The organism is Saccharopolyspora sp. SCSIO 74807 (assembly GCF_037023755.1).
Lineage (GTDB): Bacteria > Actinomycetota > Actinomycetes > Mycobacteriales > Pseudonocardiaceae > Saccharopolyspora_C > Saccharopolyspora_C galaxeae.
This window is the reverse complement of sequence record NZ_CP146100.1, coordinates 2,350,221-2,374,975: the sequence shown is the minus strand read 5'-3', so window position 1 is coordinate 2,374,975 and position 24,755 is coordinate 2,350,221. Positions and strand designations below refer to the sequence as shown.

At 68.7% G+C, this 24,755-nt stretch carries 27 protein-coding genes; 12 read left to right on the top strand and 15 right to left on the bottom strand.

Features of this window, described 5'->3' with window-relative positions; translation table 11 throughout:
• Nucleotides 1-24 precede the first annotated feature (24 nt).
• Nucleotides 25-222 carry a hypothetical protein gene (locus V1457_RS10895; protein WP_338603085.1) on the bottom strand — a complete coding sequence of 66 codons (198 nt, stop codon included), beginning with the start codon at nt 220-222 and terminating at the stop codon, nt 25-27.
• Nucleotides 223-303: 81 nt separating this feature from the next.
• Between V1457_RS10895 and V1457_RS10890 the strand changes: the two genes are divergently transcribed.
• The 3 genes from V1457_RS10890 to V1457_RS10880 are packed head-to-tail and all read left to right on the top strand — an operon-like array spanning nt 304 to nt 1,278.
• Nucleotides 304-888, top strand: coding sequence for a DUF5753 domain-containing protein (locus V1457_RS10890; protein ID WP_338604943.1), 585 nt, complete (start codon nt 304-306; stop codon nt 886-888).
• Nucleotides 881-1,054, top strand: coding sequence for a DUF397 domain-containing protein (locus V1457_RS10885; protein ID WP_295140556.1), 174 nt, complete (start codon nt 881-883; stop codon nt 1,052-1,054). The genes V1457_RS10890 and V1457_RS10885 overlap by 8 nt, the downstream gene beginning before the upstream one ends.
• Nucleotides 1,051-1,278, top strand: coding sequence for a DUF397 domain-containing protein (locus V1457_RS10880; protein WP_295140559.1), 228 nt, complete (start codon nt 1,051-1,053; stop codon nt 1,276-1,278). Before V1457_RS10885 ends, V1457_RS10880 begins: the two co-directional genes overlap by 4 nt.
• Before the next feature lie 83 nt (nt 1,279-1,361).
• On the opposite strand, the gene V1457_RS10875 is transcribed toward V1457_RS10880, so the two are convergent.
• Complete coding sequence (locus V1457_RS10875; protein WP_295140562.1) at nt 1,362-1,790, bottom strand: carboxymuconolactone decarboxylase family protein; 429 nt, start codon at nt 1,788-1,790, stop codon at nt 1,362-1,364.
• On the bottom strand, nt 1,787-2,251 hold the full coding sequence (locus V1457_RS10870; protein ID WP_295140565.1) for a MerR family transcriptional regulator: 465 nt from the start codon (nt 2,249-2,251) through the stop codon (nt 1,787-1,789). Before V1457_RS10870 ends, V1457_RS10875 begins: the two co-directional genes overlap by 4 nt.
• Nucleotides 2,252-2,562: 311 nt before the next feature.
• Here V1457_RS10870 and V1457_RS10865 point away from each other — a divergent pair, with 311 nt between their 5' ends.
• Nucleotides 2,563-3,300: a methyltransferase domain-containing protein gene (locus V1457_RS10865; RefSeq protein WP_338603077.1), complete on the top strand. Its 738-nt coding sequence runs from the start codon at nt 2,563-2,565 to the stop codon at nt 3,298-3,300.
• A 123-nt stretch (nt 3,301-3,423) separates the two neighbouring features.
• Here the strand turns inward: V1457_RS10865 and hsaB are convergent, their stop codons facing one another.
• The 7 genes from hsaB to V1457_RS10830 all read right to left on the bottom strand — a co-directional run bounded on the left by hsaB (nt 3,424) and on the right by V1457_RS10830 (nt 10,248).
• Nucleotides 3,424-3,975, bottom strand: a complete 552-nt coding sequence (hsaB, locus tag V1457_RS10860) for a 3-hydroxy-9,10-secoandrosta-1,3,5(10)-triene-9,17-dione monooxygenase reductase subunit (protein ID WP_374220917.1) — start codon at nt 3,973-3,975, stop codon at nt 3,424-3,426.
• 5 nt (nt 3,976-3,980) lie between these two features.
• A complete protein-coding gene (gene hsaC / locus V1457_RS10855; protein ID WP_338603071.1) occupies nt 3,981-4,883 on the bottom strand; it encodes an iron-dependent extradiol dioxygenase HsaC in 903 nt (300 codons plus the stop codon).
• A 10-nt stretch (nt 4,884-4,893) separates the two neighbouring features.
• Nucleotides 4,894-5,742: a 4,5:9,10-diseco-3-hydroxy-5,9,17-trioxoandrosta-1(10),2-diene-4-oate hydrolase gene (hsaD, locus tag V1457_RS10850; protein ID WP_338604940.1), complete on the bottom strand. Its 849-nt coding sequence runs from the start codon at nt 5,740-5,742 to the stop codon at nt 4,894-4,896.
• A gap of 258 nt (nt 5,743-6,000) precedes the next feature.
• Nucleotides 6,001-7,179 (bottom strand): 3-hydroxy-9,10-secoandrosta-1,3,5(10)-triene-9,17-dione monooxygenase oxygenase subunit, encoded by a 1,179-nt coding sequence (hsaA, locus tag V1457_RS10845; RefSeq protein ID WP_200069151.1) that lies wholly within the window; start codon nt 7,177-7,179, stop codon nt 6,001-6,003.
• A 257-nt stretch (nt 7,180-7,436) separates the two neighbouring features.
• Nucleotides 7,437-8,474: a 4-hydroxy-2-oxovalerate aldolase gene (gene dmpG, locus V1457_RS10840; protein WP_295150923.1), complete on the bottom strand. Its 1,038-nt coding sequence runs from the start codon at nt 8,472-8,474 to the stop codon at nt 7,437-7,439.
• Nucleotides 8,471-9,382, bottom strand: a complete 912-nt coding sequence (locus tag V1457_RS10835) for an acetaldehyde dehydrogenase (acetylating) (protein WP_200069149.1) — start codon at nt 9,380-9,382, stop codon at nt 8,471-8,473. The genes dmpG and V1457_RS10835 overlap by 4 nt, the downstream gene beginning before the upstream one ends.
• 71 nt (nt 9,383-9,453) lie before the next feature.
• Nucleotides 9,454-10,248: a 2-keto-4-pentenoate hydratase gene (locus tag V1457_RS10830; RefSeq protein WP_200069148.1), complete on the bottom strand. Its 795-nt coding sequence runs from the start codon at nt 10,246-10,248 to the stop codon at nt 9,454-9,456.
• Nucleotides 10,249-10,432: 184 nt separating this feature from the next.
• Here V1457_RS10830 and kstD point away from each other — a divergent pair, with 184 nt between their 5' ends.
• The 6 genes from kstD (at nt 10,433) to V1457_RS10800 (ending at nt 17,143) form a co-directional block, all read left to right on the top strand.
• Nucleotides 10,433-12,130 (top strand): 3-oxosteroid 1-dehydrogenase, encoded by a 1,698-nt coding sequence (gene kstD / locus V1457_RS10825; RefSeq protein WP_200069147.1) that lies wholly within the window; start codon nt 10,433-10,435, stop codon nt 12,128-12,130.
• A gap of 56 nt (nt 12,131-12,186) precedes the next feature.
• Nucleotides 12,187-13,350 carry a Rieske 2Fe-2S domain-containing protein gene (locus V1457_RS10820; protein WP_338603060.1) on the top strand — a complete coding sequence of 388 codons (1,164 nt, stop codon included), beginning with the start codon at nt 12,187-12,189 and terminating at the stop codon, nt 13,348-13,350.
• Nucleotides 13,347-13,682, top strand: a complete 336-nt coding sequence (locus V1457_RS10815; protein WP_295144635.1) for a hypothetical protein — start codon at nt 13,347-13,349, stop codon at nt 13,680-13,682. Before V1457_RS10820 ends, V1457_RS10815 begins: the two co-directional genes overlap by 4 nt.
• Before the next feature lie 118 nt (nt 13,683-13,800).
• Complete coding sequence (locus V1457_RS10810; RefSeq protein ID WP_295144638.1) at nt 13,801-14,838, top strand: ferredoxin--NADP reductase; 1,038 nt, start codon at nt 13,801-13,803, stop codon at nt 14,836-14,838.
• 90 nt (nt 14,839-14,928) lie between these two features.
• Nucleotides 14,929-15,783, top strand: a complete 855-nt coding sequence (locus V1457_RS10805) for a MaoC/PaaZ C-terminal domain-containing protein (protein WP_338603054.1) — start codon at nt 14,929-14,931, stop codon at nt 15,781-15,783.
• 157 nt (nt 15,784-15,940) lie between these two features.
• On the top strand, nt 15,941-17,143 hold the full coding sequence (locus V1457_RS10800) for a homogentisate 1,2-dioxygenase (RefSeq protein ID WP_200069143.1): 1,203 nt from the start codon (nt 15,941-15,943) through the stop codon (nt 17,141-17,143).
• Between the two features lie 115 nt (nt 17,144-17,258).
• Here the strand turns inward: V1457_RS10800 and V1457_RS10795 are convergent, their stop codons facing one another.
• Nucleotides 17,259-18,233 carry an amidohydrolase family protein gene (locus V1457_RS10795; RefSeq protein WP_338603050.1) on the bottom strand — a complete coding sequence of 325 codons (975 nt, stop codon included), beginning with the start codon at nt 18,231-18,233 and terminating at the stop codon, nt 17,259-17,261.
• Between the two features lie 795 nt (nt 18,234-19,028).
• Here V1457_RS10795 and V1457_RS10790 point away from each other — a divergent pair.
• Both V1457_RS10790 and V1457_RS10785 read left to right on the top strand, forming a co-directional pair.
• Nucleotides 19,029-19,418, top strand: coding sequence for a helix-turn-helix domain containing protein (locus V1457_RS10790; protein WP_233626975.1), 390 nt, complete (start codon nt 19,029-19,031; stop codon nt 19,416-19,418).
• Entirely contained in the window at nt 19,415-20,212 is a 798-nt protein-coding gene (locus V1457_RS10785) for a DUF2637 domain-containing protein (protein ID WP_338603045.1), read from the top strand. Before V1457_RS10790 ends, V1457_RS10785 begins: the two co-directional genes overlap by 4 nt.
• A 225-nt stretch (nt 20,213-20,437) precedes the next feature.
• Here the strand turns inward: V1457_RS10785 and V1457_RS10780 are convergent, their stop codons facing one another.
• The 4 genes from V1457_RS10780 to V1457_RS10765 are packed head-to-tail and all read right to left on the bottom strand — an operon-like array spanning nt 20,438 to nt 24,697.
• Entirely contained in the window at nt 20,438-21,727 is a 1,290-nt protein-coding gene (locus tag V1457_RS10780; RefSeq protein ID WP_307849956.1) for a phosphoglycerate mutase, read from the bottom strand.
• Between the two features lie 59 nt (nt 21,728-21,786).
• The gene (locus V1457_RS10775; RefSeq protein ID WP_200069138.1) at nt 21,787-22,338 is read right to left on the bottom strand and encodes an adenylyltransferase/cytidyltransferase family protein; all 552 of its coding nucleotides are present in this window, start codon (nt 22,336-22,338) and stop codon (nt 21,787-21,789) included.
• A complete protein-coding gene (selD, locus tag V1457_RS10770; RefSeq protein ID WP_338603041.1) occupies nt 22,326-23,456 on the bottom strand; it encodes a selenide, water dikinase SelD in 1,131 nt (376 codons plus the stop codon). Before selD ends, V1457_RS10775 begins: the two co-directional genes overlap by 13 nt.
• Complete coding sequence (locus tag V1457_RS10765) at nt 23,453-24,697, bottom strand: acyl-CoA dehydrogenase family protein (protein ID WP_338603037.1); 1,245 nt, start codon at nt 24,695-24,697, stop codon at nt 23,453-23,455. Before V1457_RS10765 ends, selD begins: the two co-directional genes overlap by 4 nt.
• Nucleotides 24,698-24,755 lie beyond the last annotated feature (58 nt).

The window sequence follows — 24,755 nt, the reverse complement described above, 5'->3', positions numbered from 1 at the left end:
AATCTAGCGGGACGAACAGGCCGTTCACCCGGGGAGAAGTGAGCGCAGCGCGAGTTCGCGGGTGCATGCCATGCAGGGCATTCCGAGCAGGTCTGAGATCAGTTCGGTGTCGGCGCTCGGCAGACGCAGGTCGCAGGGTGCGTGGAAGTCGCCGTTCGGCAACGGCATCGCGATGTGCACCACGCGTTTGGTTTCGCCGACGACGCCCGAGCGGTAGCGCACGCGTGCCGGATTTTCCGGGGCGTCCGCGGGAGTGCAGCTCGGTTCTGCTCGCTGATCCGACCGAGCTGGCTCACCGTGGGCATGGCCGGAATCCCGCAACAGCTGGCGGGCGCGATCGAGTGTGAACGCGCGGCTTCGGCGATCACCGAGTGGTCGCCGATGGGCGTGCCGGGCTTGTTGCAGACGGCCGACTACACCCGCGCGATCTTGGAACAAGTCGACCTGCCCGGCCATGAGCTGGACGCACGGACCATGGCCCGCGCGGGTCGTGATGAGGTGCTGCTCAGACGAGAGCCCGCGTCGTTCGAGGCGCTGATCAGCGAAGCCGTCGTGCACGAGCCGATCGGTTCCGCGCGCATCATGAGCGCTCAAATCACGCACCTAACCGAAATGGCCCGACAACCGAACATCACGATCCGGGTTATCCCTCTGCAAGTGGGGTGGCACCCAGGATGGGCAGGCCCATTCGTCGTCTACGACTTCGCGAACGTACCCGCTGTCGTGCACTTCGAGCACTATAGTTCCGGAGCATTCGTCCCGGACCAACACGATGTTGGCGAATACCGCAAAGCACTGGTCAAGATGCGTGATTTCGCCTTGAGCTCGTCCGACTCGGTAGACTACTTCACGAAAGCCCGGAAGAAGTGGGAGACGGCAGATGAGTGAGATGCGCTGGCAGAAGTCTAGCTACACCAACCCCAACGGCAACTGCGTGGAGTTGTCCGATCCGCGTGGCCAGATCCGCGACTCCAAAGACCCCGGCGGCCCCAAGCTGCACGTGCACATCCCGGAGTTCCTCAACGCCATAAAGAGCGGACGGTTCGATCAATGAGCGATGTGCACTGGCAGAAAAGTAGCCACTCCAACCCCAACGGCAATTGCGTCGAGATTTCCTGGCAAAAGTCCAGCTATACCGGCCCCAATAGCAATTGCGTCGAATTGTCCGATCCGCGCGGCCGGGTCCGCGACTCCAAAGACCCCGACCGCCCCAAGCTGCACGTGAACATCCCCGAATTCATCGATTCCGTGAAGAGCGGCCGCTACGACCCGAAGTAGCCGCGCCGAACGGCTCCCCCGGCAGCGTGCGGGTGGCACCCAGCCACCTGCGCCAGTTGCCCGTAGCTGTGGGACGGAGAGGATCAGCTGCCGAGCGGATCATCCCGCTCGGCGAAGACCTCGCGGGCCACGAAGGTCGCGTTCAGGGCTCGGGGGAATCCGCAGAACACGGCGGCGTGCAGGAGCGCTTCGGTGATTTTCTCGCGGCTGATGCCGACGTTGAGGGCGGCGCCGATGTGGACCTTGAGCTGCGGTTCGCATCCCCCTAGAGCGGTCAGGACCCCGAGGGTCACCAGCTGGCGGCTGCGGGCGTCGAGGCCGGGTCGGTCGTAGATGTCCCCGAAAGCGAACGCGGCGACGTGGTGTCCGAGGTCGGGGTTGATGTCGGCGAGCGAGTCGATGACAGCCTCGCCCTGATGTCCGTCGATCTTGGACAGGACCGATTGCCCGTGACGGCGGCGGGCGAGATTGTCGGGACTGTTGATGTCGTGCTGCGGGGCGGTGCTCGTCATAGCTGGTGCACTTCCTGGTAGGTAGCGATCTTGTACTCGGTGGTGGCAAGGGCGAGCTGTAGTTGGGCGATCTGGGACCGCAAGGTGTCGCGGTGCTCCAGCAACATGTCCATGCGTTCGGACACGGTGTCTTGGTCGGCGTCGGCGAGGTCGATGTAGTGGCGCAGGTCGCTGATCGGCATGCCCGAGGTGCGCATCCGGGTCAGGAACACCAGCCGGCGCACCGCGGGCGCGTCGTAGCGGCGGTGACCGGCTGCATCCCGGGCGACGTGGACCAGACCGATGCGTTCGTAGTACCGCAGCGTGTGGGGGTTCACCCCAAGGTGCTTGGCCGTTGTGGCGATGTCCCACTCGGTTGCGTCGTCATCGCGCGCGAGCTCACGCAGAGCCTCGATCGAGACCCCGCCGGGCGGATCCACTGCCAGGCGTAAGGCCTGTCGCAGTGCCTCGTCTTGTTCCACACCAACCGAAGGTAGGGGTATGAGTGCGCTCAAACGCAAGAACGCGCTCGATCAATGTCCCCGGTCACTACAGCGAGCTGGTAGCGGTACGGCTACCGAAGTCATGGCCAACGGGAAATCGTGCTCGCCACCGTCCGATGTCGAAGTGGTGGCAGGACGCCTCGATGTGGTCGAGGTGCCGGCTGCTCCAGTCGCCCATTCCGCCGACGATGTTGCGCAGATCCAGGCCCGGCGCGCTGAGCGCGAATTCCGACGGGCAGCGACGCCCGGGGACGGTTCCGGCGGCGAACTCGATCAGGCAGGCTGGCGGGATGAGTTCGACAGCGCTTCCGGACGCCTTGAACCGCGCCCTGCCGCTGCTCGCGGAGGCACCGGACTCCCCAGAGGCACCCGACGGCTACCTCGATCTGCTCGGCGAAGACCAGGGCAGTCCGCAAGAGGAAAAGGCGGCGATCTGGTCCTCGCAGGCCGTTTCCGCGCTCTACGACTACGGCCAGTCGCTCGTCCGCACGGTCGCGACCACGCTTCCCGCCTCGGCGACCCGGCTGCCCGAAGGCACGCGGGTGCTCGACGTCGGCTGCGGGCCCGGGAACATCACCGGCAAGCTCGGCCGCGTGGTGGGGCCGGACGGACTCGCCCTCGGCGTGGACATCTCCGCTGCGATGCTGGAACGCGCCGTGCAAGCAGAAGACGCGCCGCAGGTCGGTTTCCTGCGTGCCGATGCTTGCCGGCTTCCGTTCCACGACGGCAGTTTCGACGCGGTGACCAGCATCGCCGCGGTGCACAACACTCCTGATCCGCTGACGGTGCTGAGCGAACTCGCCCGCGTGCTCGCACCGGGCGCACGCCTGACCGTCCTCGTGCTGGCCACGGGCGGCCTGTTCGATCAGGGAGCGAGCCTGATCGAGCACCTCACGAGTCGGTTCCCCAGGCCCAACGCGGTGCGCCCGGAACAGGTCGCCGAGGTGCTGCACGCATCAGGAGTGGCGACCGTGCACACGCACCGCAACGGCTCCCTGCTGTGGGTCGACGCGCTCAAGCAGCAGTAGCCCAACGGAGCTCGGAGGCGCGTTCACCGGCCCACGGCCGGAAGTTCGGGCCTGACGGCCGGTGATCCGCTCCGCGGAGCGCTCGCTCTCAAGCGGGTCGCAAGGCAACCGCGCGCGGAAAGCTCACATCCAATCGTCGTGGCACGGCCACGTGAGGAAGTCCTCCAGGCCCTCCGCGCGCGTCAGACGTTCCACGTTCGCGTAGGAGCCCTGGTAGAACAGCAGCGGCGAGTCCTCATCGGACTCTCCCAAGGAGTTCACCCGGCCGATCACGACGTAGTGGTCCCCGGCCTCGTGCACGGTCTCGACCGTGCAGTCGATCCAGGCGAGAACGCCTTCCAGCACCGGAGAACCCGACGGCGCAGGCCGCCACGGCGCCTCGGCGAACTTGTCCGCGCCGCCGCGGCCGAACACCGAACTCACCGCTTGTTGGGGCTGTGCAAGGACATTGACGCAGAAGCTGCCGGAAGCGGCCAGCAGCGGCCAGGTGCGCGAGCTCTTGCCGGGGCAGAACAGCACCAGCGGCGGATCCAGCGACAACGCCGCGAACGACTGGCAGGTGAAGCCGACCGGCTGCGCGCCGTCCAGCCCGGCGATCACCGTGACGCCGGTGCAGAACCGCCCGAGCACCCGCCGGAAATCGTGCTGATCCACCTCGGCGGCTGGTGCGGACACCGCGCTCACCCCTGCATCCCGACGCTGAAGTCGTGGCCCCACAGGCTCACCGCGGTGCTCTCCCGCGCGATCCAGTCCTCGTCGTCGACCTGCCTGCCCTCGCAGCCGAACTCCACGTCGAAACCGCCGGGAGTCTTCATGTAGAACGACAGCATCAGGTCGTTGACGTGCCTGCCGAGCGTGGCCGACATCGGAACCTTCCGCCGCTGCGCGCGATCCAGCGTCAAACCCACGTCGTCGACGTTCTCGACCTCGATCATCAGGTGCACGATCCCGCTCGGCGTCGGCATCGGCAGGAACGCCAGGCTGTGGTGCCGCGGGTTGCAGCCGAAGAAGCGCAGCCACGCCGGATCGCCGTCCTTGGACCGTCCGACCAGCTCCGGGGCCAGGCGCATCGAGTCACGCAGCCGGAAACCCAGCACGTCCCGGTAGAAGCGCAGCGCAGCCTCGTCGTCGTGGGTGGACAGCACCACGTGCCCGAGGCCCTGCTCTTCGGTGACGAAACGGTGGCCGTAGGGGCTCACCACGCGGCGGTGCTGCAACACCGCGCCGTGGAAGACCTCCTGCGTGTTGCCGGACGGGTCCTCGAAGCGCAGCAGGCCGTTCACCCTGCGGTCGGCCAGGTCGTCCGCGCCGCCTTCCTTGTAGGGCACGCCCGCGGCTTCCAGATTACGCGCCACCTCGCGCATTTCCGGCTCGTTGGCGACCTCCCAGCCGGTCTGCGCGAGCCGGTCGGTCTCGCCCGGCACGATCACCAGCCGCGCCGGGAAGTCGTCCATCCGGAAGTACACCGACTCCGGGTCCGGCCCGCTGCCCTCGACCATGCCGAGGACCTTGGTGCCGAACACGCGCCACGCCTCCACATCGGTGGCCTCGATCCGCAAGTAGCCCAGCGAACGGATGCCCATCACGATCCCCTCAATCCAGCAAGAAGTCCTGCGTGATCCGGTTGAACTCGGTGGACTTCTCCACCTGCGCCCAATGCCCGCAGCGGCCGAACACGTGCAGTTGCGCCCGCGGAATCATCTTCAGCGCCAGCAGCGCCCCGTCCAGCGGGTTCACCCGGTCCTCCCGGCCCCACACGAGCAGCACCCGCTGGCGCAGGCGGTACGCCTCGCGCCACAGCAGGCCCTGCTCATAGCTCTCGGCGCGGGCGAAAGATGCGCCCATCGCGCGCATCGCCGCCAACGCCTCCGGGTCGGACGCGTTGGCGTAGCGCTCCTCGATGAGATCGTCGGTGATCAGCGACTGGTCGTACACCATCGTTCGCAGGAACTCGGCGAGCTTCTCCCTGCTCGGGTCCCCGCCGAACGCCGCGAGCCGCTGCACCCCTTCGGTCGGGTCGGGCGCGAACAGGTTCACGCTCAGCCCGCCCGGGCCCATCAGCACCAGCCTGCCCGCCCGTTCCGGGTGGTCCAGCGCGAACCGGACCGCCGTCCCGCCGCCGAGCGAATTTCCCAGCAGGTGAGCCTTTTCCACGCCCAGCGCGTCGAACAGCTCGTGCAGCGCCGATGCGCTGTGGGTGAAGTACTGGCCGTGCTCGGTGGGTTTGCCGGAGCTGCCGAAGCCCGGCTGGTCCGGCGCGAGCACGTGGAACCGCTGCGCGAACTCCGCGAAGTTGCGGCTGAAGTTGCTCCAGGCGGCGGCGCCCGGGCCGCCGCCGTGCAGCATCACCACCGTCGTCGCGTGCTCGGTCCCGGCCTCGTGGTAGTGCAGCCGCAGCCCGGACGGCAGCTCGACCGAGCGGCTGGTGGACCGGTAATCGATGGCCGGTTCGTCGTGGACGGTCGCCACGGTTCCTCCTACCTGTTCGGGCGGAACTCAGTTCTGTTCAGGAAGCGGCGAAGCCGCTTGCGCCGACCACCTGAGCAACCGGCACCGCCGCGGGTTCTCAGGCGTCTGCTCGCGAGGACAGCTCCGACGCCTAGTAGGGCGCTACTTCAGGAGGAGATCCCGCAGCGAGCAGGCGCCTGAGGTTCCGCCACGCAACCAGCTACGCAAACCACTTTCCAATACTCATTTGGCTCACACCATCGAATCCTTGACCGGCAAGCCGAATTCGCCGGTGCCGAACATCGTGTAGGCGCGTTCCGGATCGTTGGCCGCGTGCACCCGGCCGGCGTGCGCGTCCCGCCAGAACCGCTGGATCGGGGTGCCGTTGGCCAGCGCGCGGCCGCCGGAGTTCTCGAAGAGCCGGTCGATCGCCTCGATCGCCCTGGCGGTGCCGCGGACCTGGTCGCGGCGGGCGCGCAGGCGCAGCGCCATCGGCACTTCCTGCCCGTCCCGCAGCAGTTCCAGCTCCTCGGAGATGTTGCGGGTCAGCTGCAGCCAGGCGGCATCGATTTCGCTGGCCGCCTCGGCGATCCGCACCTTCGCGAACGGGTCCTCTTTGGACCGCTCGCCCGCGTAAGCCGCTCGCACCCGCTTGCCCTGGTGCTCCACGTGCGCGTCGTAGGCACCTTGGGCCATGCCGACGATCGGAGCCGTGATCGTCGTCGGATGCACCGTCCCCCAAGGGAGTTTGTAGAGCGGGGCGGTGTTCACCTCGTGCCCCGGGCACTGCGTCTTCGACATGGCCATGAAGCTCAGCGCCCGGTGCGCCGGGATGAACACGTCGTCCACGACGATGTCGTTGCTGCCGCTGCCGCGCAGGCCGACGGTGTCCCACACGTCGTCGATGCGGTAATCGCCCAGCGGCAACAAGTAGGTGCAGAAGTCCACGGCCTCGCCCGCCGCGTTGTAGGCGGGCCCGCCGACGAACGCCCACCGCGCGTGGTCGCAGCCGGAGGAGAAGCTCCACCGCCCGGACAGCCGGTACCCGCCGTCGACGAGCGTCGCCTTGCCCATCGGCGCGTACGACGAGGAGACCAGCGTGTCGGAGTCCGAGCCCCACACGTCGTCCTGCGCCTGCTGCGGGAACAGCGCGAGGTGCCAGGGGTGCACCCCGATGATGGAGGCGACCCAACCCGTCGAGCCGCACGCGCTGCCGATCAGCTTGACCGCGGTGTAGAAGTCGACCGGGTCGGCTTCGGCGCCGCCGTAGCGGGCCGGTTGCAGCAGCTTGAAGAAGCCGGTCTGCTGCAGCGCCTCGATCGACTCCTCGGGGACCTTGCGGGCGTCCTCCGCCTTCTGCGCGCGTTCGCGCAGATCCGGGAGCAACTGCCGCACCCGGTCGATGACCTGCCGGCCGTCCTGGTCACTCATCCATGCGCTCCCGTTTCCTCGTGCACGGCGCGAGCACGGCGTGCAACTCGTTCTGCCGATGAATCGATGGACCGAAGCGGAACCACCGTCGTCGAACCACTCCTCCGCGGATCACGACGCTGCTCCAACACTAGAACTTGTTCTCGTTTTTGTCGACAGCCGCGCCGCGCCACCGTCGCGAACTCGCGAGTGAAGGACTCCTGCGACCAACCTCGCGGGGCGAGCGGCCCCGCACTCCGAGGCGCCAGCGGGCAGCGTCAGGATTCGGCGCGCAGCTCCAGGGCCAGCTGGATGAGCTGGTCCTCCTGGCCGCCGACGAGGTTGCGCTCACCGGCGCGCACCAGCAGCGCCGCGGCATCGACGCCGTAGCGCTCGGCCTGCTGCTCGGCGTGCTTTAGGAAGCTCGAATACACGCCCGCATAGCCCATCATCAGCGCCGACCGGTCCAGCAGGCATTCCTGCGGCATCGCCGGACGCACCACCTGCTCGGCGGCCTCGGCCATCGCGAAGAAGTCCACACCGGTGCGGATGCCCAGCTTGTCGCAAACCCCGACGAACGCCTCGACCGGCGTATTTCCCGCGCCTGCGCCGAATCGGCGCGCGCTGCCGTCGATCTGCACGGCACCCGCCCGCGCCGCCGCGATCGAGTTCGCCACACCGACACCGAGGTTCTCGTGCCCGTGGAAGCCCACCTGCGCCTCGCCACCGACCTCGGCCACGATCGCCGAAACCCGGTCGGACACCTGCTCCAGCACCAGCGCACCAGCGGAGTCCACCGCGTACACGCACTGGCAGCCCGCGTCGACCATCACCCGGGCCTGCTTGGCCAGCACCTCCGGCGGCTGCGAGTGCGCCATCATCAGGAAGCCCACGGTTTCCAGGCCGCGCTCCCGGGCGAGCTGGAAGTGCTGCACCGACACATCGGCTTCCGTGCAGTGCGTGGCGATCCGGCACACCGAGGCGCCGTTGTCCTGCGCCGCGGCGATGTCGTCGAGCACGCCCACACCGGGCAGCATCAGGAACGCGATCTTCGCGTTGCGCGCGGTGCGCACCGCCAGCTCGATCAGCTCTTGTTCCGGCGTGCGCGAGAATCCGTAGTTGAACGACGAGCCGCCGAGCCCGTCGCCGTGCGTCACCTCGATCACCGGCACCCCGGCGCCGTCCAGCGCGGTGACGATGTCGCGGACCTCGTCGGCGGTGAACTGGTGGCGCTTGTGGTGCGAGCCGTCGCGCAGCGAAGTGTCGGTCACGCGCAGGTCGAGGGAATCGGAGTACGTCCTGGGCAGTTCGGTCACGGGACTCGCTCCCCTTCGGTGTCGAGCGCGCCCGCGCGGGCCAGTCCTTCGCCCACGCGCACGGCCGCGGCGGTCATGATGTCGAGATTTCCGGAGTACGGCGGCAAGAAGTCGCCCGCACCAGCGACTTCGACGAACGTGGCGACCCGGGTGTGGTCCGCGGCGGCGTCGAACTGGGGCTCCGCCAGCAACCGGTAGCCGGGCACGTACTCCGCGATCTCACCGGCCATCCGGGTGATCGACTCGCCGACCGCGTCGGTGTCCGAACCCGGCGGGATGGCGCAGAAGATGGTGTCGCGCATGATCATCGGCGGGTCGGCGGGGTTCAGCACGATGATCGCCTTGCCGCGCTGCGCACCGCCGATGGTCTCGATACCGGCGCTGGTGGTCTTGGTGAACTCGTCGATGTTCGCGCGGGTGCCCGGACCGGCGGAGACCGACGCCACCGAGGCGACGATCTCGGCGTAGCTGACCGGTGCGACCCGGGAAACCGCGTGCACCATCGGAATCGTCGCCTGCCCGCCGCAGGTGATCAGGTTCAGGTTCGGCGCGTCCAGGTGCGCACCGATGTTCACCGGCGGGATCACCGACGGCCCCACCGACGCCGGAGTCAGGTCGATCGCCCGGATCCCGGCGGCGGCGTAGCGGGGCGCGTTCGCGCGGTGCACCGACGCCGACGTCGCCTCGAAGACCAGGTCGGGCCGCTCGTCCTGGTCGAGCAGCCAGTCCACCCCGGCGGCGCTGGTGTGCACGCCGAGCTCGGCTGCGCGGCGGAGCCCTTCGCTGGCCGGGTCGATGCCGATCATCCAACGCGGCTCGACCAGCCCGGACCGGTGCAGCTTGTAGAGCAGGTCGGTCCCGATGTTGCCGGATCCGACGATCGCCGCGGTCGCTTTCCTCGCACTCATCTGCGCTCCTCGAAACCTCGCTGAATCTCGCTGGCCCGGAACCTCGCTTGCCCGGAACCTCGCCGGCCCGGTCACACGAACGACACGGAAACCTCGCCCAACCGCCGACCGTCCGCGCTGAACTCCGCAGCGAACCGTTGGCCTGCGGAAACATCGACCGCGCGGGTGCACGAGCCGGGCAGCACGACGTTGCCCGCCCACAGCCGGACGCCGAAGCTCGCGACCTTGCGCGCCAGCCACGCCACCGCGGTCGCCGGGTTGCCGAGCACGGCGTCCGAACTGCCCGCGGCGATCTGCTCGCCGTCCCGGCACAGCACCGCGTCGATCGCGCGCGGATCGACCTCGTCCGGACGAATCCGCTCCTGCCCCAGCACGAATCCGGCCGAGGACGCGTTGTCGGCGATGGTGTCGGGCAGGCTGATCCGCCAGTCCGCGATGCGGCTGTCGATGAGTTCGATGGCGGGGACGAGCGCCTCGGTCCGGTCCAGCACGTCCTGCTCGGTGCAGGACTCGCCCGGCAGGTCCGCGCCGAGCAGGAAGCCGACCTCGACCTCGACCCGCGGATGGCAGTAGCGGCCCGCGTCGACCGGCCGGTCCTCGGTTAGCCGCATGTCCGCGAGCAGGTGGCCGTAGTCGGGCTCGTCCACGCCCATCATCCGCTGCATCACCGGTGAGGACAGGCCGACCTTGTGCCCGACCACCTCGGTCGCCGACAGCCGGCGGCGGATGTTGCCGAGCTGGATCTCGTAGGCGTCCACCGCGGTCAGCTCGGGGTGCGCATCGATCAGCGGGGCGATCGGCGCCCGGTCGCGCTCGGCGCACCACAGCCGCTGCGCGAGCCCGTCGCGCTGTTCACTCGTGAGCACATCGCCTCCCGACTCCGTGCCGCAGCGGCCGGGGACGACTGCGGCGGCGCCCCTCGTCAGCACCGATTGGAACAGGTTCTCATCGTCGTCCGACCGGGCCGAATCCAAGTTTCTGCGACACACCATAGCGCCATCCCGCCCAAGAACTATAACATGTTTCAATAACAACTGCGATGGAGGTGCCATGAGCGCAGCCGCCCCGGAGACGCCGGACCACCGGTTCGACGTCGTGGTCGTAGGCAGCGGCGCAGCCGGGCTGTCCGCGGCGATCACCGCCGCGCGGCAGGGCTTGCGCGCCGTGGTGGTGGAGAAGGCCGCCCGCTACGGCGGATCCACCGCCCGCTCCGGCGGCGGGCTGTGGGTGCCGAACAACCACGTGCTCGCGCGCGCAGGCATCGAGGACACCACCGACGACGCCACCGCCTACCTCGACCACATCGTGGGCAGCACCGCGCCCGCCGAGCTGCGCAGGGCTTTCCTGGAGCACGGACCGGAAATGCTCGCGACGGTGCTGCGGCGCACTCCGCTGCGGATGCGGTGGGTGCCGGGATACTCCGACTACTACCCGGAGGCGCCCGGCGGCCGTCCCGGCGGGAGGTCCATCGAGCCCGCTCCGCTGGACGGGCGCGTGCTCGGGCAGGATCTCGCCGAGCTGGAACCGGACTTCACCAAGGCACCACCGAACTTCGTGGTCACCCAGGCCGATTTCCGCTGGGTGAACCTGCTCGCCCGGCATCCGCGCGGCGTGCTGCGCGGTGTCCGGGTGGGACTGCGCTGGGCCTTCGCGCAGCTGATGCGGAAACGGCTGCTGGTGCGCGGGCAAGCGCTCGCCGCCGGGCTGCGCGTCGGACTGCGCAACGAGCAGGTGCCGCTGTGGCTGAACACCCCGCTGCTCGACCTGGTCCAGGACGACGAAGGCCGCGTGACCGGCGTCGTCGTGGACCGCGCGGGCGAACGCACCACACTGCACGCGCGCAGCGGCGTGGTGCTCGCGGCCGGCGGTTTCGAGCACAACGAGGTCATGCGCAAGCAGCACCAGCGCGAACCGATCGGTACCCAGTGGACGGTCGGCGCGAAGGCCAACACCGGCGACGCGATCCAGGCCGCGCAGGCGATCGGCGCCTCGATCGACCTGATGGATGACGCCTGGTGGGGACCGTCCATCCCGCTCACCGGCGGCCCGTGGTTCTGCCTGGCCGAACGCACCCTGCCGGGATGCATCCTGGTCAACGGCGACGGGCAGCGGTTCGTCAACGAAGCAGCGCCGTACGTGGACGCGGTGCACGCGATGTACGGCGACGGCGACGGGCCCGCGCGGAACATGCCGACCTGGCTGATCGCCGACCAGCGCTACCGCAACCGCTACGTGTTCGCCGGACTCGGGCCGCGGCAACCGCTGCCCCGGCGCTGGTACGACGCGGGAGCGGTGCGCCGGGCGGGCACTGTCGAAGAACTCGCCCGCAAGATCGACCTGCCCGCCGAGACCCTGCGCGGCACCGTGGACCGGTTCAACGGCTTCGCCCGCAGCGGCGAGGACACCGAGTTCCACCGCGGCCGCAGCGCCTACGACCACTACTACGGCGACCCGCGCAACCGCCCCAACCCGTGCCTGGCTCCGCTGGAAGTGCCGCCGTTCTACGCCGTGAAGATCGTTCCCGGAGACTTGGGCACCAAGGGCGGCCTGCGCATGGACGTGCACGCGCGGGTGCTGCGCGACGACGACACCCCGATCCCCGGTCTGTACGCGGCGGGCAACGCCAGCGCCGCGGTGATGGGCCGCACCTACGCGGGGCCGGGAGCCACGCTCGGCCCCGCCATGACCTTCGGCTACCTGGCCGCGCTGCACATGGCGGCGCAGCCGGCCGCACGGCAACCCGAATGACCGAGCTGACGAGAACCGCATCGAGCCCCGTTGGGGGGCGGACGGAGGAGACAGCGATGACTCAGCCGGAGCACAACGGCCACAGCGACGTGCGGACCATCGACGTCGGCACCCCGCCGACCAGGTTCGCCCGGGGCTGGCACTGCCTTGGGCTGTCCGAACCATTCAAGGACGGCAAACCGCACTCCGTCGAGGTGTTCGGCACGAAGCTGGTGGTCTTCCAATCCAGCGACGGCGAGCTGAACGTGCTCGACGCCTACTGCAGGCACATGGGCGGCGACCTCAGCCAGGGCACGATCAAGGACAACGCGGTGGCCTGCCCGTTCCACGACTGGCGCTGGTCGGGCGACGGCCGCTGCGCGGGCATCCCGTACGCCAAGCGGGTTCCGCTGCGCGCCCGCACCCAGGCGTGGACCTGCATGGAGCGCAACAAGCAGCTGTTCGTGTGGAACGACCCGGAGGGCAATCCGCCGCCGCCGGAGATCACGATCCCGGAGCTGCCCGAGGTGTTCTCCGACGAGTGGAGCAATTGGAGCTGGAACTCCGAGCTCATCGAGGGCTCCAACTGCCGCGAGATCATCGACAACGTGGTGGACATGGCGCACTTCTTCTACGTGCACTACGCCTTCCCGACGTACTTCAAGAACGTCTTCGACGGCCACATCGCGACGCAGTACCTGAACACCAAGGGACGCCCGGACGTCGGCAACAACGAGTCGAACTACGCGGGTGAGGACAACCTCGGCCGCTCGGAGGCTTCCTACTACGGGCCGTCGTACATGATCGACCGGCTGTGGAACGAGCACAACGGCACCACGATCGAGACGATCCTGATCAACTGCCACTACCCGGTCACCTCGAACTCGTTCGTGCTGATGTGGGGCGTGCTGGCGAAGAAGCTGCCCGGGCTCAACGACCGGCAGGCGGACAAGATCGCGCACAAGATCTCGGAGAACACCAGCGTCGGCTTCCTGCAGGACGTCGAGATCTGGCGGCACAAGACGCGCATCGACAACCCGCTGCTGTGCGAGGAGGACGGCCCGGTCTACCAGCTGCGCCGCTGGTACGAGCAGTTCTACGTGGACGTCGCCGACGTCACCGAGGACATGACCGGCCGGTTCGAGTTCGAAGTGGACACCACGCGGGCGAACAAGGCGTGGGAGCAGGAGGTCGCCGACAACCTCGCCCGCCGCGCGGCGCAATCCACGGACGGGGCGTGAGCGTGGCTGCGGACAGCTGGGCCAAGGCGCCGTCCTTCGACGACCGGCCGGAGGTGCGGGCGCGGCTGCGGGAGCGCACCGCCGCGGACCGCCGCGAGCAGCTGGAAGGCGGGCTGCGCCCGGTGGAGTGCGCGCGGTGCGGCTCCTGCGTGCTGGCGAAGAAGAACAGCCCCGACCACACCAGCATCCAGTGGACCGCCGAAGCCGTCGAGAACTGCCCCGAACTGACCACCCACGCCCCCGGCGGCAACACCGCGCACGTCGACGGCTGTCCGGACCTGTCGGCCAGCGTCAACCAGTCGGCGCACGCCCCCGACTCCGAAACGAGATGAGCGAACGGACCGTTCGACCAATCCAGCGGGACGAACGGTCCGTTCACCGACTGCGTGCCACCGGCGTCTCCCACCGCGAGCGGCTTGGCCGCTGATGAAACAGATCCTGGGAGTGTTCATGTCCGCACCACGGACCCCCGAATCCCATCGGCTGAAGGTCGACGAGGTCGTCGAGGAGACCGCCGACGCCCGTTCACTGGTGTTCGCGGTTCCCGAGGACGCCGACGAGGCGTTCAGCTACGCACCCGGCCAGTTCCTGACCCTGCGGGTCCCGGACGACCGGGGCGGGTCGGTGGCCCGCTGCTACTCGCTGTCGAGTTCCCCGCACACCGACGGCGCGCTGCGCGTCACGGTCAAGCGGGTCGACGGCGGGCACGGCTCCAACTGGTTGTGCGACAACATCACCGCCGGGTCCACTGTGGAGGTTCTGCCGCCCGCGGGGGTGTTCACGCCGAAGTCGCTGGACGGGAACTTCCTGCTGTTCGCGGGCGGCAGCGGGATCACGCCGATCATGTCCATCGTGCGGTCGGCGCTGGCGCGCGGCGACGGCCGGGTCGTGCTGGTCTACGCGAACCGGGACGAGAGGTCCGTGATCTTCGCGGATGCGTTGCGGGACCTGGCCGCGCGGCATCCCGGGCGGCTGACCGTCGTGCACTGGCTGGAGGCGGTGCAAGGGCTGCCGGAGGCGTCGGCGCTGCAAGCGCTCGCCGAGCCGTTCGCGGACTACGAGACGTTCGTGTGCGGACCGGCGGCCTTCATGGACATCGCTGCCCAGGCGCTCAAAGCCGTGAGCACGAACAAGGTGCACGTCGAGAAGTTCCTGTCCCTGGAGCAGAACCCGTTCGAGGACGCGCCGGAGCCGGTCGAAGCCTCCGGCGAGGACGCCGCGACCGTCGAGGTCGACATCGACGGGGAGCAGCACCGGATCACCTGGCCGCGGCAGCAGCGCCTGCTGGACCTGCTGCTGGAACGCGGCATCGACGCGCCGTTCTCGTGCAGGCAGGGCGCGTGCAGCGCGTGCGCGTGCCGGATCAACAGCGGCGAGGTCGCCATGCAGCAGAACGACATCCTCGAGCAGGAAGACCTCGACGAGGGCATCGTGCTCGCCTGCCAAGCGCTGCCCGTCACCGACGAGGTGCACGTCAGCTACGAATGAACGGGCTCAGGGTCGTCGGTTCTTCGGCTCGGCGACTCGGCGCGCGAATTCTCCCGCACCGCCGGAAAACGCACTGCGAAAGGACGCCAGATGCCGATCGATCCGGACGTCGCCATCGGGGCGACGGTGGCCGCCCAGGACGTCGAGTGGGATTCCTCCGACGTGCTGCTCTACCACCTGGCCCTCGGAGCCGGAGATCCGCCGACCGACCCCGGCGAGCTGCGCTACGCCTACGAGCGGGACCTGCGGGTGCTGCCCACGTTCGCGGTCGTCGCGCCGAACCTGCGGCAGTCCGAGCCGCCCGCGGTCTCCTTCCCCGGTGTCGAGATCGACCTGGCGAAGGTGCTGCACGGCGGGCAGGAGATCGCCGTGCACCGCCCCATCCCGACGAGCGGCCGCGGACGCTCGACCACCCGCATCGCGGATGTGCAGGACAAGGGCAAGGCCGCGGTGATCGTGCAGGAGAGCACGCTGACCGTGGACGGCGAAGCGCTGTGCACCACCCGGTCGTCGATCTTCGCCCACGGCGAAGGCGGATTCGGCGGTGAGCGCGGGCCGTCGCACCGCGTGCAGCCGCCGGAGCGCGAGCCGGACATCGTCGCGGACTCGGTCACCCAGCCGCAGCAGGCGTTGCTCTACCGCCTCTGCGGCGATCGGAATCCGCTGCACGCCGACCCCGCGTTCGCCGAGGCGGCGGGCTATCCGCAGCCGATCCTGCACGGCCTGTGCACCTACGGCGTGGTGTGCAAGGCCGTGGTGGACAACGCGCTGGGCGGCGAGGCGGAGCGGGTCTCGTCCTTCGCCGCGCGGTTCACCGGCGTGGTCTTCCCCGGCGAGACGATCCGGACCCGGATCTGGGACGAGGGCGGCAGCCTCGTCGCGGAGTCCTCCGTCGTGGAGCGCGACTCGCGGGTGCTTTCGGACGTGGTGCTCGCGGTCGGCTGATCGCGGTCGGCTGATCGCGGCTCGCTGCGGCGAATTGACAGTCGCCGCACGACCGCCGGATAGTCGGATTCGCGCATCGCGTTTCGAGATGTGCAACGCGGAGTCCGACTGGCTGCTCGTGCGAGTGTCGATTCGCAGGAACCGGAGGGAGCGCAGCATGGTGTACTACCGCCGAATCGGTGAGGTGCCACCGAAGCGGCACACCCAGCACCGCAGCGCCGAAGGCACGTTGTACTTCGAGGAACTGATGGGCGAGGAAGGCTTCTCCTCGGATTCATCGTTGCTGTACCACCGCGAAATCCCCTCGGCGATCGTCGACGCGACCCCGTGGGAACTGCCCGATCAGTCCACGGTGGCCAACCATCCGCTGAAGCCGCGGCACCTGAAGCTGCACGAGCTGTTCGACGATCGGGAGTGGAAGGCCCGCGACGTCGTGACCGGGCGGCGGCTCGTGCTCGGCAACGGCGACGTGCGGATCTCCTACGTGGCGGCCGGGGAGGCTTCGCCGCTGTACCGCAACGCCATCGGCGACGAGTGCGTTTACCTCGAGTCCGGCGATGCCGTCGTGGAAACCGTGTTCGGCGAGCTGCGGGCGGGTGGCGGCGACTACGTCCTGCTGCCGCGCGCGACGACGCACCGCTGGATTCCGCAGGGCGACGAGCCGCTGCGCGCCTACTGCATCGAGGCGAACAGCCACATCGCCCCGGCCGCGCGGTACCTGTCGCGGTACGGGCAGTTCCTGGAGCACTCGCCGTACTGCGAGCGCGACCTGCACGGCCCGACCGCCCCGCTGCTGGCAGCGGGCACCGACGTGGAAGTGCTGGTCAAGCACCGCGGCCGCGGTGACGCACCGATCGGAACCCGGTACGTGTACCCGCAGCACCCGTTCGACGTGGTCGGCTGGGACGGGTGCCTGTACCCGTACACGTTCAACGTCGCCGACTTCGAGCCGATCACCGGGCGGGTGCACCAGCCGCCGCCGGTGCACCAGGTGTTCGAGGGCGCGAACTTCGTGGTGTGCAACTTCGTCCCGCGCAAGGTGGACTACCACCCGCTTTCCATCCCGGTGCCGTACTACCACTCCAATGTGGACAGCGACGAGGTGATGTTCTACTGCGGTGGCGACTACGGCGCCCGCAAGGGTTCCGGGATCGGCCAAGGCTCGATATCGCTGCACCCCGGCGGGCATTCGCACGGCCCGCAGCCCGGAGCCTACGAACGCAGCATCGGCACCGAACGCTTCGACGAACTCGCCGTCATGGTCGACACCTTCCGCCCGCTGGAACTCGGCGAGGCCGGCCGAGCCGCCGACGACGGCGCCTACGCCTGGACCTGGGCCGGCCGGGGCCCGCTGTCGTGAACGCGCGGCGGCTGCTGACGGCCCGCTCCGGCACGCCCTTTCCGCTGTTCAGCCACGACGAGATGCGGAACTGATCTCTCTTCGCGAGCGGCTGGTTCGCCGACCGGGAGGTCGATCAGGCCGCGGTGTCGATGCCCAAGAGGGCGGCGGCGTTGGCCGAGCGAACTTTGTGCCGGTCGGTGGTGAGGTGGCCGAAGAAGGTGTCGATCTCCGCCCGGGTGGGCTGCTGGAAGGGGTAGTCAGTGGAGAAGATCAGCCGGTCGGTGGTCGTCACCGTCAGGGCGTGGTGCAGCAGAGCGGGGTTGAGCATTCCCGAGGCCGTGAGAAAGACGTTGGTCCGGACGTAGTCGGAGATCGGGCGATCGAGGCCGGCGATGCGGGAAAGGCTGTCGGCGCGGTCGAGCCAGAAGGGCAGCAGTTCGCCCCAGTGACCCAGCACGATCTGCAGGTCGGGGTGGCGGTCGAAGGTGCCGCGCAGGATGAGCCGCAGCGCAGCGGTCGCCGCCTCCAGGTGCCAACCCCAGCCGAAGGTGGCCAGCCCCAGGTCGGTCATGGGGTCGAAGCCCCGGTAGGCGGCATCGCGCAATTCCTCGGAGGGGATCTGCGGGTGGATGAAGACCGGCTGGCGCAGGTCGGCTGCGGCGGCGAAGAAGTCCTCGTAGGCGGGATCGTCGAGGAACCGGTCGCCAGACCGCCCATAGACCATGGTTCCCACGTGGCCCTGGGCTGCGGCGCGTTCGAGTTCGGTGGCGACGTGGCCGGGGGAGGAGATCGGCAGGGTCGACAGCGACCGGAAGCGCGTCGGGCGGGTGCGGACGGCTTCGGTGGCGGTGTCGTTCGCCAAGCGGCTGAGCGCGACCGCCTCCGCCGGGGGCAGCGCCTGCGTTCCCGGAGGGGTGAGAGCGAGGACGGCCAGGTCGATGCCCTGGGCGTCCATGGTGGCGATCCGGCCGGCTCCGAGGTCTTCAAGCCGCTCGCCCACATCGCCCCGCTCGTTGAAGTGGAGACTCTCGTCCGGCTGCGGTACGGCCTTTAGGGCGGAGGTCAGTTCGGGCAGCATCCAGTGCTCTTCGATGCCGATGAGGGTCATGGTCGGCGTTCCTCCGGTCTCGCGACGCACGCCCCTGCGCGCTGGTGGACGGGGATCGGTGGGATTGCGGTTCCGCACCACACGTGGCGGAGCCGTGCGCGGCCAGCGCGCTGGCCCGGTAAGAGCGCACCTGAAGCAGGTCGTCGAGCGACTCCGGCCACCTGGCAAACGTAGACCCAGGGCCGGACCAAGTCGTCTCGGATGCCGCTGAGGCGGACGTGGTGATCGCCACGCGTCGCCGCATCGAGTCGGGGCTCTTCCGCATCCCCAACCCCGGCACAACGAAGAAGCCGCTCCCGCCTCAGCCGCGGAAACGGCCTCGAAAGGAGCGGTTCGCACCATGACTAAATCGGTGGAGTTTGCACGAGCCCACTCGAACACAGAACCGCTATTCAGAGCCCAGGCCGGGAACACCACCCGCCGGGAGGAGCCGACAAAAGCAGCCACCGCACCGTAGGGGCCTGCGGGGGCTCGGCCCCCGCAACTAATACACGAAACGCAAAAAAGGCCCGCGCCCTCCGCGAGCACGAGCCTCCTACTGCGAGAAGCCCACCGAACCTCACGCGAACACCCAACCGCTAGTCCGCAACCAAGCCGACAACCACCCCAAAACACGGAGCCAACGGAGAGCGACCACCGCACCGTGGGGGCCTGCGGGGGCTCGACCCCCCGCAACTAATACGCGAAACGCAAAAAGGCTCGCGCCCTCCGCGAGCACGAGCCTACTACTGCGTGGAGGTTGGGGGAGCTTACTCGAACACAAAGGACCAGGTCAGCGCCTTGGAAACACTGCGAATGAAGCTGCCGGACCTGGCTACACCGTCCCAACCGATACCGAAGCGGGCAAAGCCCGGCCGCACCCGGCGACTCCCCGACGACCAAGTGCAGCGACTGATCGAGGGCTACAAGTCCGGCGCCACCGTCTACGAGCTGGGTGATCAGTTCGGCATCGAGCGCCGCACCGTCAGCACGATCCTCCACCGCCACGGCGTCCCGATGCGCCGCCGCGGCCTGTCCGAGAAGCAGATCGACGGCGCAATGCGGCTCTACAACCAGGGGTGGTCACTGGCCAGGATCGCCGCACGCATGGACGTCGCCGCCGGCACCGTCCGCCAACGCCTACACGAGCGCGACGTCCCGATCCGCAACACCCAGGGACAGCCTCGGGCGGGTGACGCCCGATGAACAACCGACCATCCCCGTCGAGTCCCGCCCCCGATCGATCACTGCATCTGCAGTGCGCTTGCACACTCCTTGTAGCTGTTGGCGCGGCCTATGTCTCCTACCGACACGGCCGCGAATTCGCCCTCCGGTTCGGCGCCGACGAGACGACCGCCACCCTCTGGCCGCTCATCGTCGACGGCTTGTTGACGATGGCGACCATCGAACTGTGGAAAACCGGCCACCACCGGACCACCGGGCAGTGGAAGGCATGGCTGTCATTCACCCTCGGCATCGGGCTGTCGCTGTGCGCCAACATCGCCTCCGCACCCGAACTGAACAACTTCGCCATCGCCGTAGCCGCCTGCCCACCCCTGGCACTGCTGCTCTCGGTGGAACTGCTCAATCAGGCACTCAAGCGGCACCGCACGGAGACAGTAAGGGAGGCCGTTCATGAATCCGACGAGAGCCCGTCAGCGCACCCGAACTCGACGGACTCGGGCGATGCCAGCCAGCCGCTGAAGGCTCCCGAGGAGGCCGAGGATGTGCCAGCGCTGCGCACAGTGGAGAACAACATGCCTGGTCACAGCGCCAACAGTGCGGGCGCCGTCCAGGAGACAGCGTCCGGTGAGGATGATGATCCGCTGCGCGAGGAGGCATACCGGCTCGACGCCGAACACTGGAACCTATATCAACGTCCGATCTCAGCCGACACCCTCCGCCGAAAGCTCAGCATCGGCTCAACACGAGCCCGCGCCCTGACCCGCCACATTCGCCAGCACCACCAGCCAGGAACAGTGTTGGCGGCGGTGGAATGAGCACCGGCCTGGCAATGGGTTGCCGAGCCTCAGGCAGCCCGCCGTGGCAGGTCCTTCATTGATCGAAAGCGTGCCCATGCTGCTCCGACCCCCCGCAACTGCGTTGTCACCGACTTCCGGTGTGAAGAAATGCGGTGATGGAACCGATCCGGCACCCGATGGTGACCAGGTGTGCCAGAGCGGGGGACCTGTGGCGGGCTTGCCACCGGGGTCGACGCCGGCTGGTCATGAGCCGTCCTCGGTGACTGGCATCGGGCGTGGTGCGTCGGCGAGTCCGATCACCGGTCGGGTGGTGATGCGGTGGCCGAGGAAGACCGGCCGGTTGGCCTGGCCCAGGAGCAGCGGTAGCAGTTCGTCTGCGCGGACGTTGCCCCACCAGCCGTGCCGGGCAGGCAGTTCTCCCCATTCGGTGACGGTGTCCGGTCGGACCGTTGGGCCGGCCACGAGCAACGGGGTCGGGTCGGCTGTGTGCATCACCCCGTGAGTGGAGGGTGTGGCGTGGTCGCCGGTCACCGCGACGATCGCCCGCTCGGCCAAGGAGGCCAGGCCGGCCAGGCCCCGGTCGAGCGCTTCCAGGACGTCACGTTTGGCATGGGGTTGTTTGGTGTGGCCGGCCTCATCGGTGGCCTTGGTATGGACGTGCACGAAGCGGGCACCGGACGCAACGAGGTCGTCAGCGGTTTCGAGCCGGGCCGCGATGTCGCAGGCTGGGTCGTCGGCCGAGGACAGGTGAACCGAGGCCATGTCCAGGGCTGTGGCGATCCCGCGGTACAGGCGCGTGCTGGTGACCGCGGCACCGGCGACGCCGACCTGCTCGACGAACGAGGGAATGTCGCCGTAGCGGCCGGACCACTTCGTCGTGAGCACGTCCAACGCGGGCAGCCCGCGGCGTTCCCGCGCGGCATTGATGTCGCTGGCGAGCAGGTAGCGGTGTGCTGCCTGTAATGCCGCGGTGAGCGCTTCAGCGAAGGCCGATCCCTCCGCGCTGGTCGGAATCGGCTGCATCCAGGGGTGGAAGTTCTCGAACAGCGGATCCGAGTCAGTCACCTGCGCACACCCGTGAGCGGGGGCGGTCAGCAGCGCTTCGCCGGTCTTGCCGTGGCGTTGCAGGCTCATCCCGTGCTCGGCGAGCACCGGCCCGAGGCCGCTCAACAGGGCCGCGATGTCGGCGTCGTCGTCGACCCGGGCTCGTCCGGTGATCCACAGGCGGTTGCCGTCGCGGCGCGAGGTGCGCAGCGCCGCGTGGGTGACCGCGCAGTCGCGGGCGATGTCGAGTCCGGCGCCGAGTGCTTCCAGCACGGCGCGACCGGGGAAGGGCACCGTGGCGTAGCCAAACATCGCCCAGTGGGCCAGTTCCGAGGCCGGCGCTCGCCCCCATCCGAAAGGCAAGTGCCATCCGGAAGCGCCGTCGTGGGCCAGGGCATCAAGGTGCGGGGTGTGGGCCGCCTCGGCGGGAGTGCGCCCCCCGAGTTCCGGGATGGGGCGATCGCCCAGCCCGTCGAAGATGACCAGCACGACCGGCAACCGGTCGTCGTCCAGCCGAGGCTGGGTTTCGCCGTATCCAGGTGGCGTCATCATCGACCTCCAGTGCGTGCTGCTGACCGCTCTTTCAGCAGCTCAGTCAGGATCGGTGCGATGGAGGCTGGCACCATGTCCGTCCACGTCGCCGTCTTGTCCTCCAGGCGTGCGCGGATGTCGGTGGCGGAGACCTTGGCAGCGGGATCACCGTCGAGCACCGTGAGCCAATAACCCGCATCAGCCAGCAGCCCCGCCTTGTAGCGCTCCCAGTCGCTGTAGACACGCACCACCTGCCGGGCGCGCAGCGGGACATAGTGCGGCCAGCACTCCGGCCGGGTGAGATCGAACGGCACAATGGTCGTCTTCTCCACCCAGCCCCGGTCGGCCAATGCCGCGTACAGGAGCCGGGCACGTTCGAAGTAGGTGAAGGGATTGGCCGCGGACAGATGCCGGTGCGCCGAAGTCGATTCCTCCTGCCGCGCACCGGGATCAGGGTTGGTGATCGCAATGATGAGATGGTCGGCATCACGCAGCGCGATTTCGAACAGCTCCAAGTGCTGCTCATGAACCGGTTGGAACCGGCCGGTCACACAACTCAAACGGTCCATCCCGACTCCCCTCCACCGGCGCCTGGCGGTGTCTCGATCGCGACGTGTCCAGGACGTCCGGCTACGAGCTCTCCGACCACGGCTGCATCCGCATCACCCCGCTCGTCCAAGGCCGCGACCGTCGAGCTCGCGATGGCCGGGGGGACGCACAGCAGCAGACCGCCGGACGTTTGGGCATCTGCCAGCAGCAGCTGCGTGGTCTGGTCGGCGGTGGAGGGGTCGAACCAGCCCGCGGCGAGCGCGTCGGTGAGAGTGCGACGGCTGCCATCAGGGGCACAACCCTGCCGCACGAGCTCAGCAACCGAGGGCAGTAGCGGCACGGCCTCCGGCCGGATTCGGGCCTCGAGACCGGCCGCAAGCGCCATCTCGTGCAGGTGGCCGATGAGGCCGTAGCCCGTGACATCGGTCCCACCGCGCAGCCCCGCGGTGGTCGCCACCCCGGCCGCGGACGCGTTGGAACGGCTCATCGTGGCGACCGCCTCGCTGACGGCCGAGCCCGGTGCCTGCCCCCGCTTCACCGCCGTGCCGATGACCCCAGCGCCGAGCCGCTTGGTCAACACGAGCAGGTCACCGGCACGACCTCCGCCCTTGCGCAGGATGGAGTTCTCGTCGACCTCGCCCACGACGGCCAGCCCGTATTTGGGGGCCGGGTCAACGATGCTGTGCCCGCCGGCCAGCACCGCGCCAGCATCGGCGACCGCGCCCGCGCCTCCCCGCATGACCTCCGCGAGCAGGGCACGGTCAAGGTTCTCCGGCCAAGCGAGCAGGTTCAGCGCCAACAGCGGGCGCCCACCCATCGCGTAGACGTCCGACAGGGCGTTGGTGGCCGCAATGCGTCCCCAATCGTAGGGATCATCCACCATCGGAGTCAGGAAATCGGTGGTCACCACCAAGGAACGGCCCTCAAGGCCAGGCACGTCAAGAACAGCCGCATCATCTGCGGGCGACAACCCGACCCTCAGAGCCGCACCAGCAGGACTGGTGCGGCCACTGCCCGCGGGGTCGCCATCGCCCGCATTCAACGACGCCAACACGTCGTCGAGCAGGCTCTGCGGCATCTTGCAAGCACACCCCCCGCCCGACGAGTACTGCGTGAGCGGGGTCGTCAAGGTCGTCATGCAGCTCGCCTCTTCAACAGGCCTCGCGCAATCCCGTTGCGCTGGATCTCAGACGTTCCTGCCGGGATGCGGAGGTTTCGCGCGACCCGGAACAGCTTTTCCTCAGGCGAGTCCTGCATGAGCCCCATCGCACCGCGCACCTGCACCGCGGTGTCTGCGACGCGGAAGAACGCCTCGTCGTTGATCACCTTGACCAGACTGATCAACCGGGGAGCATCGGAGTGCATCGGGATCGCGAACGGCCCTAGTTCATCGAGCTCGGCCTGCGCCACCAGAGAAGTCGCGCGGGCCTGGTAGATGTCGGCGTCCATGTTCGCCAACATGTGCTGCACCGCCTGCTGCGCGGCGATCGGCTCGCCACCCGAGGTGCGCTGCTGGGTGTAGTCCAGGGCCCGCTCGAGCAGCCAGGCGCCCCAGCCCGCGCACATGCCACCGCGGCAGAGCCGGCGCCAGTTGATCCACGACATCGCCAGCGCGAAACCGTCGCCGATCTCGCCGACGACGTTCTCGGCCGGAACCCGCACGTCGTTGAACTCCAGGGTGCCGGTCAGACCGTCGGCCATCATCGTGGGCAGATCACGCCCCCGGGTGACCCCGGGCGCGTTGGCGTCGACCAGGAACATCGACAGCGACCGGGTCCGGGCACCGGGCTCGGTGACGGCCACGACCTGCAGGACGTCGGCGAAGTGCGAGTTGGTGATCCACGCCTTTTTCCCGTTGATGATCCAGTCGTCGCTGTCCCGGGTCGCGTGCGTCGACATCGCCAGGACGTCGGAGCCGACGCTGGGTTCGGTGTTGCAGAACGCCGCCGTGATCTCCCCCGCGATCAGCGGCTGCAGATATTGCTCCCGCATGGTCGGCGAGCAGTGTTCGATCGCCGGGTTCGGCCCCTCCGTCCAGGCCAACGCGGCCAGGCCGAGCCCAAGCCCGGACCGGCGGTAGACGAACTCCTCCACGTGATGCATCTCAACCCGGTTGAAACCCCTGCCACCAGCAGAGACCGAGTTGTGCGGCGCGTAGAGGCCAAGCGCACCCGCGCGGCGCTGCACCTGCCGCCGCGCCTCCCACACCGCCGGATGCATCCGCCCCAGCTCGTCGAACTGCGGCCGGCTGGCCGTGCCAGCACCCTGCTGCGCCAGCTCTTCTTCGATCGGGGCGACCTCCTGGTCGAGGAAGGTCTGGAAGCGGTCGGTGCAGTCGGCGACTCGCTCGCTGGCACCGATGGCGGCGACGGCAGTCATGAACTGACTCTCCCTCTCGACGATTGAACAGTGTTCATTCGATTGAACGCTGTTCACA

Excerpts from the sequence above, each read along its gene's own strand:
- V1457_RS10890 (WP_338604943.1), top strand. The coding sequence starts at position 304 with ATGGCCGGAATCCCGCAACAGCTGGCGGGCGCGATCGAGTGTGAACGC.
- V1457_RS10885 (WP_295140556.1), top strand. The coding sequence starts at position 881 with ATGAGTGAGATGCGCTGGCAGAAGTCTAGCTACACCAACCCCAACGGC.
- V1457_RS10880 (WP_295140559.1), top strand. The coding sequence starts at position 1,051 with ATGAGCGATGTGCACTGGCAGAAAAGTAGCCACTCCAACCCCAACGGC.
- V1457_RS10875 (WP_295140562.1), bottom strand. The coding sequence starts at position 1,790 with ATGACGAGCACCGCCCCGCAGCACGACATCAACAGTCCCGACAATCTC.
- V1457_RS10865 (WP_338603077.1), top strand. The coding sequence starts at position 2,563 with ATGAGTTCGACAGCGCTTCCGGACGCCTTGAACCGCGCCCTGCCGCTG.
- hsaC (WP_338603071.1), bottom strand. The coding sequence starts at position 4,883 with ATGGGCATCCGTTCGCTGGGCTACTTGCGGATCGAGGCCACCGATGTG.
- hsaA (WP_200069151.1), bottom strand. The coding sequence starts at position 7,179 with ATGAGTGACCAGGACGGCCGGCAGGTCATCGACCGGGTGCGGCAGTTG.
- V1457_RS10835 (WP_200069149.1), bottom strand. The coding sequence starts at position 9,382 with ATGAGTGCGAGGAAAGCGACCGCGGCGATCGTCGGATCCGGCAACATC.
- kstD (WP_200069147.1), top strand. The coding sequence starts at position 10,433 with ATGAGCGCAGCCGCCCCGGAGACGCCGGACCACCGGTTCGACGTCGTG.
- V1457_RS10820 (WP_338603060.1), top strand. The coding sequence starts at position 12,187 with ATGACTCAGCCGGAGCACAACGGCCACAGCGACGTGCGGACCATCGAC.
- V1457_RS10810 (WP_295144638.1), top strand. The coding sequence starts at position 13,801 with ATGTCCGCACCACGGACCCCCGAATCCCATCGGCTGAAGGTCGACGAG.
- V1457_RS10805 (WP_338603054.1), top strand. The coding sequence starts at position 14,929 with ATGCCGATCGATCCGGACGTCGCCATCGGGGCGACGGTGGCCGCCCAG.
- V1457_RS10800 (WP_200069143.1), top strand. The coding sequence starts at position 15,941 with ATGGTGTACTACCGCCGAATCGGTGAGGTGCCACCGAAGCGGCACACC.
- V1457_RS10795 (WP_338603050.1), bottom strand. The coding sequence starts at position 18,233 with ATGACCCTCATCGGCATCGAAGAGCACTGGATGCTGCCCGAACTGACC.
- V1457_RS10790 (WP_233626975.1), top strand. The coding sequence starts at position 19,029 with ATGAAGCTGCCGGACCTGGCTACACCGTCCCAACCGATACCGAAGCGG.
- V1457_RS10785 (WP_338603045.1), top strand. The coding sequence starts at position 19,415 with ATGAACAACCGACCATCCCCGTCGAGTCCCGCCCCCGATCGATCACTG.
- V1457_RS10775 (WP_200069138.1), bottom strand. The coding sequence starts at position 22,338 with ATGGACCGTTTGAGTTGTGTGACCGGCCGGTTCCAACCGGTTCATGAG.
- selD (WP_338603041.1), bottom strand. The coding sequence starts at position 23,456 with ATGACGACCTTGACGACCCCGCTCACGCAGTACTCGTCGGGCGGGGGG.
- V1457_RS10765 (WP_338603037.1), bottom strand. The coding sequence starts at position 24,697 with ATGACTGCCGTCGCCGCCATCGGTGCCAGCGAGCGAGTCGCCGACTGC.